The sequence below is a fragment of the Nonomuraea sp. NPDC049400 genome, assembly GCF_044466425.1.
Taxonomy (GTDB): domain Bacteria; phylum Actinomycetota; class Actinomycetes; order Streptosporangiales; family Streptosporangiaceae; genus Nonomuraea.
In genome coordinates this window covers 47,852-60,529 of sequence record NZ_JBITMP010000064.1, presented here as the reverse complement: position 1 = coordinate 60,529, position 12,678 = coordinate 47,852, and the positions used below count along the sequence as shown (strand labels likewise).

Below are 12,678 nucleotides of genomic sequence, written 5' to 3'. Positions count from 1 at the left end.
ATCGGGCCACCAAGCTCGATCACAGGCCCGGCTCAGCAGATCGCGATCGAGATGCAACCGGCCGGGATCGACCGCTTTACACCAGCTACCTAGAGGCGGCAGGCGGAGTTGCCTTGACGTCAACGTCAAGGTTCTACGATCCGGTCCGCCCCCATGGAACGACCTGAAGGAAACCCGGCGATGAAGTTCGGTGTCAGTTACAGCACGCCTCATTTCGGGGTCGACCCCGACAAGATCGTGGCTTTTGCCCGGCTTGCGGAGGAGTGCGGCTTCGAGTCGCTCTACCTGCCCGAGCACATCGTGCTGTATCCCGGCGCCGCGGTGGGGCCGTACGAGCTGCCGCCCACCCTGCCCTACGCCGATCCGCTCGACTGCCTGAGCTTCGTCGCCGCGGCCACGGAACGGATCCTGCTCGGCACCGGCGTGCTGCTGCTGCCGTACCACCACCCGGTGATCCTCGCCAAGCGCCTGGCCACCATCGACGTGCTGTCCAAGGGCAGGATGCGGCTCCTGACCGCGGGGCTGGGCGCCCTGCCCGGCGAGGCCCGGGCGATGGGGGTCGACTACGCCACCCGCGGCCGCCGCGCCGACGAGGCGATCGACGTGCTGCGCCTGCTGTGGGCCGGCGGCGAGGACGGCGTCAGCTTCGCCGGCGAGTTCTTCTCCTTCGAGAGCCTGGTCAGCTTCCCCAAGCCGCACCAGGTCACACAGCTGCCCGTGCACATCGGGGGGTCGAGCCGGGCGGCCGCGCGCCGGGCAGGGCGGCGCGGCGACGGCTACTTCCCCGGCGGCGCGCTGGACGCGCAGGAGCGGGCACTCCAGTGGGAGCTCGCCCGCTCCAGCGCCGCCGAGGCCGGCCGCGACCCGGACGCGCTGGAGTACACCCGCTTCGGCTCGATCGACATGCCCGTCGAACGGGTCGAGGAACTCGCCGCCCAAGGGGTCACCCGCGTCGTCGTCAGCACCGCCGCCACCGAACCGGACGAGCAACGCGAGGAACTGTCCGCGTTCGCCAGGCAATTCGGCCTCGCCCAGTAGTTCGGAGATCTCGTGTCACAAGCAGCATCTGACGCAGAGCTGGCGCGTTCGCTGGAGGGCGGGTTCGTCAGCAGCCACGCCGACGTCAACGGAATCCGCCTGCACTATGTGATCGGCGGTCGGGGTGAGCCGCTGGTCCTGCTGGGCGGGTGGCCGCAGACCTGGTGGATGTTTCACAAGATCATGCCGCCGCTGGCGGAGCGCCATCGGGTGATCGCCGTGGACCTGCGGGGGATGGGCGGCTCGGACAAGCCCGACTCCGGCTATGACAAGAAGACCATGGCGGGTGACATCCACGCGCTGATGCGCCATCTCGGCCACGACGCGGTCGACATCGCCGGGCACGACATCGGCGGGATGGTCGCCTACGCCTTCGCGGCCAACCATCCCGCGAGCACGCGGCGGATCGCGCTGCTGGACATCGCTCACCCCGACGACCGCTTCTACGATTACTCGTTGCTGCCGCGCCCCGGGCGCCAGCAGATCGACGGCGACATCCACGCGGGTCCCGGGCGTTTCCTGTGGTGGTTCGCGTTCAACCAGGTTCCCGGCCTGCCCGAACGCCTGCTCGCCGGCCGGTCACGCCACCTGATCGACTGGATGTGCGACTACCTGATCGAAGATCCCGCGGCCATCGGCGACCGCGACCGGGAGATCTACGCCCACGCCTACTCCACCCCGGACGCGATCCGGGCGGGCAACGCCTGGTACCGGGCCTTCCACCAGGACATCGCCGATGAGAAGAGCTACGCTCCGGTGACCGCGCCGATCCTGGCGCTGGGCGGCGGCGAGGGAGGCTATCTGCTGCTGCGGCACGTGCTCGCGGACAAGGGGACCGACGTCGAGGTGGTCGAAGTGCCGGGCAGCGGCCACTACATCCCCGAAGAACAGCCGGAGACGGTCGTCAAGCATCTGACGCGGTTCTTCGCCTGAAACGCGTCGGGGGCCGCCCGGTGTTGACCTGGAGTGCGCTCCAGCGGGCAGGGTGTTCTCATGCACAACGCCATGAGAACGCGCACCATCGGAGACCGCCAGGTGGGAGCCATCGGGCTCGGCGCCATGCCCATGTCGGTGGCCGGGCACATGCCCGACGAAGACCAGTCGATCCGGACGATTCTCGCTGCCCTGGACGCCGGCATCACCTTGATCGACACGGCTGACGCCTATACGCCCTCGCACGACGACGTCGGTCACAACGAGCGCCTGGTGGCCCGCGCCCTGTCGCTGTGGGGCGGGGACGCGGGCACCGTGCTCGTCGCGACCAAGGGCGGCCACACCCGCACGCCGGGCGGCGGCTGGTCCGTCGACGGCCGCCCGTCGCACCTCAAACAGGCCTGCGACCGCTCACTGAAGGCCCTCGGCGTGGACAGCATCGGCCTCTACCAGCACCACCGGCCCGACCCGCAGGTGCCGTACGAGGAGACCATCGGCGCGCTCAAGGACCTCCACGACGCCGGCAAGATCCAGATGGCCGGCATCTCGAACGCCGACCCGGCCCAGATCAGGCTCGCCCACGACATCCTCGGCAGCCGCCTGGTGAGCGTCCAGAACGAGTACTCCCCGCGCTTCCGCTCCAGCGAGCCCGAGATCGACGTCTGCGCCGAGCTCGGCCTCGCGTTCCTGCCCTGGTCTCCTCTGGGCGGCATCGGCCGTACCGGGGAGCTCAGTCAGCGCAACGCCGCCTTCACCGAGATCGCCGAGGCGCGCGGCGTGTCTCCCCAGCAGGTCTGCCTCGCCTGGGAGCTGGCCCGCAGCCCCGTGGTGATCCCCATCCCCGGTGCCAGCCGTCCGGAGACCATCCTCGACTCGGTCCAGGCCGTCGGTCTGGAACTCAGCGAGGAGGAGCTGGCCCGCCTCGGGTGAGGTTCATGCGTAGTGCTTGAGCGGCACCACGTCGTCGGCCACCTCCACCGGAGGCTCGGTGGGGGGCTGGAGGAACCAGCGGGCCGCGGCCCGGCCGTGCCGCTGGTTGCGCTCGACGTAGCCGCGCAGATGCCGCTCGTACGCGGCGAAGGCGGTGGCGTGGCCGGGGGTTTCGGCCAGCTCGCCGGCCAGCACGTACGCGCCGATCAGCGCCTGGGACGTGCCGCGGCCGGAGGTGGGGGCGGCGCAGTGGGCGGCGTCGCCCAGCAGCGCTGTCCGGCCGGTGGACCAGGAGTCCATCACCACCTGGCCGGAGGAGTCGAAGAAGAACTCCTCGGCCTCGCGCATGGCCGCCAGCAGCCGGGGCACCTGCCAGCCCGCCCCGGCGAAGTGCTTGGCCACCAGGTCCTCCTGCTGCCGGCGGTCGCGCCGGTCGTAGTCGAGGTGGTCGGCCGCGAAGGACAGGCCGACGCGTAGCTCGCTGTTGCCGCGGGCGGGGAGGGCGAGCGCGTTGCGGCCGGTGGTGTTGTGCATGACGCCCGTGCCTTCGAGGCCGAGGATGCTGGGGGCGGTGAACAGCCGCCACCGTACGCCGAATTTGCGCATATGCACAAGACGCGCGTCTCGCGCGTATGTGCTAGGCTTGCGGGTCATGGGAAACCGTGAGGACCTGCTGGCCGGAGCGCGGCGCTGCCTGGAGGAGAAGGGGTGGGCGCGCACGACCGTCCGCGACATCTCGGCGGCGGCCGGGGTCAGCATGGCCGCGATCGGCTACCACTTCGGCTCGCGCGAGGCGCTGCTCAACGCGGCGCTGGTGGAGGCGATGCGGGAGTGGGGCGAGGAGATCGGCGCGGCGATGGCGGCCGTGGACGAGGCGGGCGTGGCGCCCGCCGAGCGCTTCGAGGCGCTCTGGGAGCAGCTCATCAGGTCGATCGGCGAGCACCGTACGCTGTGGCTGGCCAACCTGGAGGCCATGGTGCAGGCGGAGCACTCGCCGGAGCTGCGTGAGCAGCTCGTGGCCGGGCAGCGCGAGGGCCGCCGCGGCATGGCCGCCCACCTGGTGGACGGGGACGAGGCGGACATAGCCGAGCGCGAGGTGCGTACCGTCGGCTCGGTGCACCTCGCGCTGCTGCTCGGGGTGATGGCGCAATGGCTCAACGATCCTGAGCACGCCCCGACCGGCTCGGAGGTCCTGGCGGGCCTGCGTGCGCTGGTCTCCCGCTTCGGGGACCCGTCGCCCGCCGGCTGACCCCGCATGGCTCGAGGTCGCGCGTCAGCTCTCTCCCTCGAACAGGCTGGTCACCGAGCCCTCCAGGAACACCTCGCTGATGGCGCGGGCCAGCAGTGGCGCGATGGACAGCACGACCAGCTTGCCGGAAGGCAGACGTGCCGGGGTCGGCAGCGTGTTGGTGATGACGAGCTGGGCCAGATCGGCCTTCTCCAGCCGCTCGACCGCGTCGCCGGAGAGCACGCCATGGGTGGCCGCCGCGATGACCTGGGTGGCGCCCCGGCTGGTGAGCGCCTCGGCGGCCCGCACCACGGTGCTGCCGGTGTCGATCATGTCGTCGATGATCACGCAGGTGCGCCCGGCGACCTCGCCCACGACCTCGTGCACGCTGACCTCGTTGGGCCGCTCGACGTCCCGCCGCTTGTGGATGATCGCCAGCGGGCAGCCGAGCCGGTCGGTCCATTTCTCCGCCACGCGCACCCGTCCCGCGTCCGGCGCCACCACGGTCAGCCGTTCCGTGTCCACGTGCCGGGTGACGTGCTCGGCGAGCAGGGGCAGCGCGTGCAGGTGGTCGACGGGGCCGTCGAAGAATCCCTGGATCTGCGCCGTGTGCAGGTCCACCGCCATGAGCCGGTCGGCCCCGGCGGTGGCGAACAGATCGGCCATCAGCCGGGCCGAGATCGGCTCGCGGCCGCGGTGCTTCTTGTCCTGGCGGGCGTACCCGAAGAACGGCGCCACCACAGTGATGCGCCGTGCGGAGGCGCGCTTGAGCGCGTCGACCATGATGAGGTGCTCCATGATCCGGGCGTTGATCGGGCTCGCGTGGCACTGGATCACGAACGCGTCCGAGCCACGGACGGACTCGGCGAACCGGACGTAGATCTCACCGTTGGCGAAATCGCGCAGTGTCGTCGGGGTGATCTCGGTCCGCAGTTCCCTGGCGACCTCGTGGGCGAGATCGGGGTACGCGCGACCGGAGAAGAGCATCAGCTTCTTCTCCCCGGCTTGCTTGATCCCTGTCACGGCCTCTCCCTGGAGTGCCGGGAGCGGCGGAGGGCGAACGGCCTCTCTGCGCGGGAACGCCTGCCGGGCCGCCAGTGCCCGGCGCGTCCGCCCGGAGACATGTGCCCTCGCTGGCTATCCGCTCATCGCGGGCTGTTTCTGTTCCTCGATGTACGACTTCAGCCGCAGCAGATCCTCCTTGAGCCTGGTGCCCGGGTCGGCGCCCAGCAGCCGCGCGACCGCGTGGCCCGCGGCGCCCGCCACGGGGTTGTAGGTCAGCTGCACCTGCACCCGCGTCCTGCCGCCCTGCTCGGGCGCCAGCCGCACCTCCCCGGTGTGGGCGATCAGCTGGCCCTCGACGGACTTCCACGTGATGTGGCTGCCCTCCTGGCGTCTGGTCTCGACGGCGTCGAAGCGGATCGGCCGGCCCATGGGGCCGCGGATCTCCCAGTGCGACTGCCTGCCGTCGGGGGATCGCCGGACCTCACGGACGTCCGGCATGATCCTCGCGAAGATGGAGTAGTCGCCCACCAGTGGCCAGATCTGCTCAGGAGGCGCCGCGATCGACACCGCGCGGGTGACGTCGACGGCGCGGCGGCCGGCGTTGATGCCCGTCAGCCGGCGCAGCGGCAGGTTCGTGGCGGCGCGCGCGCCGAGCAGGATCCCGGCGCCACGCAGCGGCCAGGAGACGGCTCGCGGCAACCGGCGGGCCAAGATCCACAGGACGGCGGCGCCCGTACCGGCCAGGAACCTGGCCGACGGAGCCCAGTGCTGCTGGAGCAGCTCGGGGACGGGCGCCCGGGAACGCGCCGTGCCCTGGAACCGCGGCACCTCCGACGGGTCGCGGTGCACGTTCCAGCCGGCGTCGACGGACTTGATCCCGGGGATGCGGCGCACCGCCCGCACCGCGCGCCGGTCCTCGCCGGTGAGCACGTCGCCCTTCAGCCGCGCCACGCCCTCCTCGACCTTGACCTCCACGGCATGCGGATGGGCCAGGTAGCGGCCGATCTGCGCCCGTACGCGCTCGTACAGGATGCGGTCGTCCGCGGAGCGGCCGGCCAGCCGGAAGCGGGTCCCCGCGGCGACGCCACGTGAGCGGTTCCGCAGATCACGGCTCAACCGGCCGACACCGTAGGTCAGCTGATGTGTCGCGTGCGAGGCCTGGTCACGTACCTTCGCCCGGCGGCTGCGGCCGCGGTCGGGGTCGAACAGGTACTCCACGGCGGCGCCCACAGCGGCGCCGGTGCCGGCCACGGCCGCGATCCTGGCCCGCGGACTGCCTGTCTCCACCAGTGCTTCAGAGTCGCTTCGGCGCGTGCGCATGATCTCCCGCACCTCCCTTCCTCGCCTACCAGCGCGGCTACCCCGAGCCATGAGCCGCTAACAGCTCCACCAGCGGGTTTGGCGCCGCCCTGTCAGGGGTATTCGCGGCGGTCCCTTTTACGGCAGAAACCGATAGTTGCCGGGATTTCGGGATAGGGGAGTCGGAGTCCGGGAGGGAGGCGACGACGCGAAATGGCACGCACCAACGACGACGTGGCCGCCATGCTGGAGGAGTACGCCGACCTGCTGGCGATCACCGGCGGCGAGGACTTCAAGATCCGCGTTTACCAGAAGGCGGCCCGCTCCATCGGCGCCCACGTGCCGGACATCGCCGGCTACGACGCCGCCGAGCTGCGGCAGATCACCAATGTGGGGGAGTCGATCGCCAAGAAGGTGGCCGAATACCTGCGTTCCGGCACCGTTGCGCAGCTCGAGGAGCTGCGCGGCCGCATCCCTGCCGGGGTCCGCGCGCTGACCCGCATCCCCGCGCTGGGGCCCAAGCGGGCGATGGTGCTGCACCAGCGCCTGGGCGTGGACTCCCCGGAGAGCCTGGAGTCGGCGATCCACGCCGGCGCCCTGCACGGCCTGCCGGGGTTCGGCGCCAAGACGGAGGAGAACCTGCTGCACGGCATCGCCCTGCTGCGCGACGCCGGCGAGCGGGTCCAGCTCGGCGTGGCCATGCCGCTGGCCGAGGACATCGTGGCGGCGCTCAGGGCGGTGGGGGGCTGCCACCGCTGCGGGTACGCCGGCTCGCTGCGCCGGATGAAGGACACCATCGGCGACATCGACATCCTGGCCACCTCCAACCGGCCGAAGGTGCTCATGTCCGCCTTCGTCGATCTGCCCCAGGTGATCGAGGTGATCCTGCACGGCGACACGAAGACCTCGGTCAGGACCAGCCAGGGGCTGCAGGTGGACCTGCGCGTGGTGCCGCCGGACGCGTGGGGCGCGGCCATGCAGTACTTCACCGGCGCCAAGGCGCACAACATCCGCACCCGCGAGATCGCCGTGCACCGCAAGCTCAAGCTGTCGGAGTACGGCCTGTTCGACGCCCGCACCGATGAGCTGATCGTCTCCAAGACCGAGGAGGAGGTGTACGAGCGGCTCGGCCTGCCGTGGATCCCGCCCACCCTGCGCGAGGACATCGGGGAGATCGAGGCCGCCCTGGCCGGAGAGCTGCCCGACCTGGTCACCGAGGAAGACGTGCGGGGCGACCTGCACACCCACACCGAGCTCACCGACGGCCTCGCCTCGCTGGAGGAGATGCTCGCCGCCGCGGCCGAGCGCGGGTACGCGTACTACGCCGTCACCGACCACGGGCCCAAGCTCTACATGCAGCAGATGACCCTGGACAAAGCCGTCGCGCAGCGCGAGCGCGTGCGCGAGCTGGACGGCACGAGCGGGATCCGGCTGCTGCACGGCGTCGAGCTGAACATCGACGCGGACGGCGACGTGGACTGGCCGCCCGACGTGCTGGCCGAGTTCGACGTGTGCGTCGCCTCGGTGCACTCCTTCTTCGACCTGCCCCAGGACAGGACGACAAGGCGGCTGGTCCGCGCCGCGGAGCACCCATGCGTCAACATCATCGGCCATCCCAGCGCCCGGCTGATCGGCCGACGGCCGCCGATCGACGCCGACTGGGACAAGGTCTTCGAGGCATGCGCGCGCTCGGGGACCGCGATGGAGATCAACGCCTTCCCCGACCGTCTCGATCTGTCCGCCGAGCTCATCCGGCGGGCCCGGCGGCATGGCGTGAAGTTCGCCGTCGACAGTGACTCCCACGCGGTCGGCCACCTGGCCAACCTCCGCTACGGCATCGGCACGGCGCAGCGCGGCTGGCTCACCGCGGACGACGTGATCAACACCTGGCCGCTGGACCGGCTCACCGCCTTCCTGCGGAAGGAGCAGGCGTTCACCGGAGCAGGCCTGAGCCGGTGACGGTACCCTGGGCCAAAGCTCTGAGCTGCGTAAACGCCTGCCATGGCCGGTGGCTCACACCGCACGGCGCCCCGCCCGATCCGTGAAGGAAGGCCCCCATGAGCAATCACGTCCACGTCCGCGTGCGTGACGGCCTGGCCGTCACCGAGGACGGTGACCTGGTCGAGCAGTATCGCTGCGGCTGCGGCGCCACCTGGACCCGCGTCCACCGGGCCGACGAGGGCCGGCCGGAGGACTGAGTCCCGGTCCCGCAGGAGCCACCGGGGTGCGCCAAATAATGAGATTACCTCGGCTGATCAAGCCTCTAAGGTGGACTGCGGGCGTTAGGGAGGGATCGAATGCCGGGCAACCCCAGGCGTACCACGCTGGCCACCGTCGCAGCCTCGGCCGGCGTGTCCGTGACCACTGTGTCCAAGGTGCTCAACGGCCGTCGCGACGTCGCGCCGGGCACCCGTTCGCTGGTGCAGTCCCTGCTGCTCGAACACGGTTACGTCCCGCGCTCGGCACGCCGGGAGCACGCGGACTCGCCCGGCACGGTCCAGCTGTGGGTGGACGAGCTGTGCGCCTACTCCACCGAGATCATCAAGGGCGCGATCGAGGCCGGCGAGGAGTCGGGCGTGGCGGTCGTGGTCGGCCCCACGAAAGACCCGGCCGGCGGCGGCGCCACCTGGGCTCACGACCTGGTCGCCGCCGGGTGCCGAGCGTTGATCACCCTGACAAGCGAGCCGACCTCGGCCCAGCTCGCCGTGCTGTCCCGGGTCCGCTTACCGGTGGTCGTCATCGACCCGCTCAACCTGCCGGACACCCCCGTGACCAGCGTCGGCGCCACCAACTTCGCCGGCGGGCTGTCCGCCACCCAGCATCTGCTGGCCCTCGGCCACCGCCGCATCGCCTACCTCGGAGGCCCCGCGACCACAGCCATCAACCAGGCACGCATGCACGGCTTCCGCGCCGCCATGGAAGCCGCGGGCGTGCCCGTGCCTGCCGAATACATTCGCAATGTGGGCTTCTGCTATCCCCACGGGCTGCAAGAGGGAGCCGCCCTGCTCGACCTGGACCCAGCGCCCACGGCCATCTTCGCCGCCGGGGAAGAGAGCGCCCTCGGCGCGATCCAGGCAGCCCGGGCCCGCGGCCTGCGCATCCCCGAAGACCTCAGCGTCGTCGGATTCGACGACACCGAGCTCGCCGTCATGACCTCTCCACCGCTGACCACCGTGCGCCAGCCACTGCGCCAGATGGGCGCCGTCGCCCTGCGCACCGCGCTGCGCCTGGCCGCCGGTGAGAAGATCGAGTCACGCCACATCGAACTCGCCACGGAGCTCGTCGTACGCGGTTCGACCCTGGCCGCCTGATCGACTGTCTTGTGCAATGCGCGGCCGTAGTCGATCATATCGGCAAATGGTGATGCCTTTCAGGACAGCCTGTCTCGACATCTGAGAGCGCGGCTGGCCGGCGGGAGGAGAGACCGGTGCGCCCTGTACGTGTGATCGCGGTGCTGGCCGCGCTGGTGATGGCCGTGGCAACGCCCGGTGTCGCCGCCGCTGCCCCCCTGACTTCCTCGGACCGTGACGCCGGCGTCCGGACCCGCGTACACACCGCCGGTCGAGTAGAGGCCGACGGCGACTCCCTCAAATACAGCTGGCCCGGCGTCTACTTCGAAGGCAACTTCCGTGGCACCGGAGTCGGGATCGTGCTCAACGACGCCGCCGCCGACTACGACATCCAGATAGACGGTACGACCGTCACCACCCTGGTCACCCCTGGGCAGACCACGCATTGGGTGAGGGGACTCAGAAAGGGCGTGCACCGCGTCCGGGTCGTCAAGCGCTCGGAGAGCCCGTGGGCGACCAGCGAGTTCGGCGGGTTCGTCGCCGTCCCGCATGGCGCGATCCTGGCCGGGCCCACCGCGCGGCATCGGCAGATCGAGTTCATCGGCGACTCCTTCACCGCGGGCTATGGCAACATGTCCACCACCCGCGAGTGCACCGGCGACCAGGTCAACCGGACCACGAACGCGGACCTCAGTTTCGGCGCCATCACCGCGCGGCGCCTGAACGCCGACTACCAGATCAACGCCTACTCCGGCCGCGGCATGGTGCGCAACTACAACGGCAGCGAACCCCAGTCCAACTTCCGCACGTTCTACGACCGGGCGCTGCTGAGCGTCGAGGGCGACGTGTGGCAGAACCCGGGCACGTGGCGGCCCCAACTCGTGCTGATCGGCCTGGGCATCAACGACTTCTCGACGGCCATCAACCCAGGGGAGCAGTGGACGCCGGAGACCCTCGTCGCCGCCTACCGCACCGCCTACCACGCCTTCCTCGACAAGCTCCGGAGCCAGTACGGCCGCGACCCGATCATCGTGGTCAGCGCCACGCACATGTCCAACACCACGGTCTTTGCCGAGCTGGCGCAGCAGATCGTCCAGGAGCGCAACAGCAGGGGCGACGACCGGATCCGCTTCTGGTACTACCCCGAGACCGGCCTGGACTACGGGGGCTGCCACTGGCACCCCTCCGCCCACGACCACCGGCTCATAGCCGACCGGCTCGGCGACTTCATCGCCACCCTTCCGCTGCGCTGGTGGCCGACCTGACCGCCGCCGCGCGAACCTGAACTCCGCCCCCAAGATCGCTATGCTCTTCCAGGTCCCCCGACTGGAAGGCATCTCGTGGCCACACATTCCGAACTCGTCCAGGTCTTCGGCGAGGATGGCGTCATCACGCTCGACCGGGCCGCCGTCGAGTCCCACGGCGTCCGCCCCGGCGACGTCGAGGTGCTGTGTTCGGTCGGGATCCCGGTGGTCGGCGACGTCTTCTTCACCATGCGGGTGGACGGCCCGTACGACGCTTTCACGATGCTGAACGCCGAGACGCAGGACCGGCCGGCGCGCTTCCTCATCCTCGGCAAGGCGGTCACCGACCAGCAGATCCGCTATGCCGTGGAGCTGGAGAGCGGCAACGTCTTCATCCTCGGCCTCGAGGACGGCGAGCCCAACGGCTACATCGAGACGATCAACACGACGCTCGACGCCTTCGTGGAGTTCCTCTACCGGATCCAGCTGCGCCGCACGGAGATGGCCGGGGCCTGCGCCGAGGAGGCCCGTCCGTACACCGAGAAGCTCATCGCGGAGCTGAAGTCCCTGGACGAGCGGGCTCTCGCTCCCGGCACCCAGTGGGGCGGGGTGTTCGAGGCGTTCCTCCAGACGGGTGTCCCGGAGATCCGCGAGGGCAGCCGGATGGCGATCGTCGCGGCTCTGGAGGCTCTCCTGCCCGATGGGCAGCCGCTGTGCTGGGCGACTGGGACGGCGATCGGCGAGGGCGTTCAGGAGCTGAGCGCCCACCGCGCGGACGGCTACTGGTTGCTGGTCACCCACGGCTTCAGCGACCTGGACGGCGACCTCGACCTCGACACGGGGACCAGCGGACTCGGCTTCGAGCTGACGATGAGAGTTCCCCGCGAGGACGACGACGAGATGCCGCCCGCCTGGGCCCTGCAGACACTGCGCCACCTGGGCGAGTACGTCTTCGGCGAGGGATATCCCTTCGCCGACGGCCACCGGATGGGCGTCGGCGGCCAACTGGGGCCGGAGAGCAGCCGGCTCAACGCCCTGGCCTTCATCACCGACCCGCAGCTCGGCGCGATCGACGCCCCCAACGGCAGGGTCGAGTTCGTCACCGCCGTCGGGGTCACCCGCGAGGAGCTCGCCGAGGCCAAGGCGACCAGCAACGACGCGGTCCTGGCGCGGCTCACCGGCCACTACGGCGTGCCGGTCACCGACGTCACCCGCTGAGGATTCTCCGGTCAGGCCGGCGACTGGCCGAACACTCCTGAGCGGGCCAGCATGGGCAGCACCTGGTTGCGGATCGCCGGCGCGAGACGAGGTATGTAGGAATCCCGTCCGTCGGTCCAGCCCAGGGTGGCCAGCTCGGCGGCGGGCGTCGGCGGGCCGTCGATCCGCGCGACGAACACCGTCAGTCGCATGGGGACGCCCTCCAGAACGGCCACGTCATCGACGTGCCCGAGCAGATTCATGTCGAACGGGGAGACTCCGAGCTCTTCGTTCAGCTCACGTACGAGGGTCTGCTCGGCTGACTCCCCGTCTTCGGGTTTTCCTCCTGGCAGGTAGAACACCTCGGGGGCGACGTTCTTGCTCACCAGGAGCAGCCGTTCCTGCTCGACGATCGCAGCCGCCACCACCTGCATGACATCATCAGCCACCACGCCCGGAAGTATGTCAGAAGGCACAGGCGAGGGTGTCGGCTCGGCCGAGCCGGGCGAGGCGC

The 12,678-nt window shown here is 70.4% G+C and carries 13 protein-coding genes; 9 read left to right on the top strand and 4 right to left on the bottom strand.

Going from position 1 to position 12,678, the window contains the following annotated elements; all coding sequences use genetic code 11:
• Positions 1-180 precede the first annotated feature (180 nt).
• The 3 genes from ACIBVN_RS52715 (at position 181) to ACIBVN_RS52705 (ending at position 2,901) form a co-directional block, all read left to right on the top strand.
• Positions 181-1,038 (top strand): TIGR03619 family F420-dependent LLM class oxidoreductase, encoded by an 858-nt coding sequence (locus ACIBVN_RS52715; RefSeq protein WP_397149119.1) that lies wholly within the window; start codon positions 181-183, stop codon positions 1,036-1,038.
• 12 nt (positions 1,039-1,050) lie between these two features.
• The gene (locus tag ACIBVN_RS52710; RefSeq protein ID WP_397149117.1) at positions 1,051-1,971 is read left to right on the top strand and encodes an alpha/beta fold hydrolase; all 921 of its coding nucleotides are present in this window, start codon (positions 1,051-1,053) and stop codon (positions 1,969-1,971) included.
• 72 nt (positions 1,972-2,043) lie between these two features.
• Entirely contained in the window at positions 2,044-2,901 is an 858-nt protein-coding gene (locus ACIBVN_RS52705; protein WP_397149115.1) for an aldo/keto reductase, read from the top strand.
• Positions 2,902-2,904: 3 nt separating this feature from the next.
• On the opposite strand, the gene ACIBVN_RS52700 is transcribed toward ACIBVN_RS52705, so the two are convergent.
• On the bottom strand, positions 2,905-3,507 hold the full coding sequence (locus ACIBVN_RS52700) for an FAD-dependent monooxygenase (protein WP_397149113.1): 603 nt from the start codon (positions 3,505-3,507) through the stop codon (positions 2,905-2,907).
• Between the two features lie 46 nt (positions 3,508-3,553).
• On the opposite strand from ACIBVN_RS52700, the gene ACIBVN_RS52695 reads away from it, so the two are divergent.
• The gene (locus tag ACIBVN_RS52695; RefSeq protein ID WP_397149111.1) at positions 3,554-4,150 is read left to right on the top strand and encodes a TetR/AcrR family transcriptional regulator; all 597 of its coding nucleotides are present in this window, start codon (positions 3,554-3,556) and stop codon (positions 4,148-4,150) included.
• Positions 4,151-4,174: 24 nt separating this feature from the next.
• Here ACIBVN_RS52695 and ACIBVN_RS52690 read toward each other — a convergent pair whose 3' ends face one another.
• Together ACIBVN_RS52690 and ACIBVN_RS52685 are read right to left on the bottom strand one after the other, a co-directional pair.
• Positions 4,175-5,152, bottom strand: coding sequence for a ribose-phosphate diphosphokinase (locus ACIBVN_RS52690; protein ID WP_397149109.1), 978 nt, complete (start codon positions 5,150-5,152; stop codon positions 4,175-4,177).
• A 114-nt stretch (positions 5,153-5,266) separates the two neighbouring features.
• A complete protein-coding gene (locus ACIBVN_RS52685) occupies positions 5,267-6,454 on the bottom strand; it encodes an SRPBCC family protein (RefSeq protein ID WP_397149107.1) in 1,188 nt (395 codons plus the stop codon).
• A 192-nt stretch (positions 6,455-6,646) separates the two neighbouring features.
• Here ACIBVN_RS52685 and polX point away from each other — a divergent pair, with 192 nt between their 5' ends.
• From polX to ACIBVN_RS52660, 5 genes are all read left to right on the top strand, one after another.
• Positions 6,647-8,392, top strand: coding sequence for a DNA polymerase/3'-5' exonuclease PolX (gene polX / locus ACIBVN_RS52680; protein WP_397149105.1), 1,746 nt, complete (start codon positions 6,647-6,649; stop codon positions 8,390-8,392).
• A gap of 98 nt (positions 8,393-8,490) precedes the next feature.
• On the top strand, positions 8,491-8,631 hold the full coding sequence (locus ACIBVN_RS52675; RefSeq protein WP_397149103.1) for a hypothetical protein: 141 nt from the start codon (positions 8,491-8,493) through the stop codon (positions 8,629-8,631).
• Between the two features lie 99 nt (positions 8,632-8,730).
• Positions 8,731-9,744, top strand: a complete 1,014-nt coding sequence (locus tag ACIBVN_RS52670) for a LacI family DNA-binding transcriptional regulator (protein WP_397149101.1) — start codon at positions 8,731-8,733, stop codon at positions 9,742-9,744.
• A gap of 116 nt (positions 9,745-9,860) precedes the next feature.
• Positions 9,861-10,988, top strand: coding sequence for an SGNH/GDSL hydrolase family protein (locus ACIBVN_RS52665; protein WP_397149099.1), 1,128 nt, complete (start codon positions 9,861-9,863; stop codon positions 10,986-10,988).
• Positions 10,989-11,063: 75 nt separating this feature from the next.
• On the top strand, positions 11,064-12,185 hold the full coding sequence (locus tag ACIBVN_RS52660; RefSeq protein ID WP_397149097.1) for a suppressor of fused domain protein: 1,122 nt from the start codon (positions 11,064-11,066) through the stop codon (positions 12,183-12,185).
• A gap of 11 nt (positions 12,186-12,196) precedes the next feature.
• Here ACIBVN_RS52660 and ACIBVN_RS52655 read toward each other — a convergent pair whose 3' ends face one another.
• Complete coding sequence (locus ACIBVN_RS52655; RefSeq protein WP_397149095.1) at positions 12,197-12,616, bottom strand: NUDIX domain-containing protein; 420 nt, start codon at positions 12,614-12,616, stop codon at positions 12,197-12,199.
• Positions 12,617-12,678 lie beyond the last annotated feature (62 nt).

What these genes read in the sequence shown, in the direction of transcription:
- ACIBVN_RS52715 (WP_397149119.1), top strand. Translation starts at nt 181, where the DNA reads ATGAAGTTCGGTGTCAGTTACAGCACGCCTCATTTCGGGGTCGACCCC.
- ACIBVN_RS52705 (WP_397149115.1), top strand. Translation starts at nt 2,044, where the DNA reads ATGAGAACGCGCACCATCGGAGACCGCCAGGTGGGAGCCATCGGGCTC.
- ACIBVN_RS52700 (WP_397149113.1), bottom strand. Translation starts at nt 3,507, where the DNA reads ATGCGCAAATTCGGCGTACGGTGGCGGCTGTTCACCGCCCCCAGCATC.
- ACIBVN_RS52695 (WP_397149111.1), top strand. Translation starts at nt 3,554, where the DNA reads ATGGGAAACCGTGAGGACCTGCTGGCCGGAGCGCGGCGCTGCCTGGAG.
- ACIBVN_RS52685 (WP_397149107.1), bottom strand. Translation starts at nt 6,454, where the DNA reads ATGCGCACGCGCCGAAGCGACTCTGAAGCACTGGTGGAGACAGGCAGT.
- polX (WP_397149105.1), top strand. Translation starts at nt 6,647, where the DNA reads ATGGCACGCACCAACGACGACGTGGCCGCCATGCTGGAGGAGTACGCC.
- ACIBVN_RS52675 (WP_397149103.1), top strand. Translation starts at nt 8,491, where the DNA reads ATGAGCAATCACGTCCACGTCCGCGTGCGTGACGGCCTGGCCGTCACC.
- ACIBVN_RS52670 (WP_397149101.1), top strand. Translation starts at nt 8,731, where the DNA reads ATGCCGGGCAACCCCAGGCGTACCACGCTGGCCACCGTCGCAGCCTCG.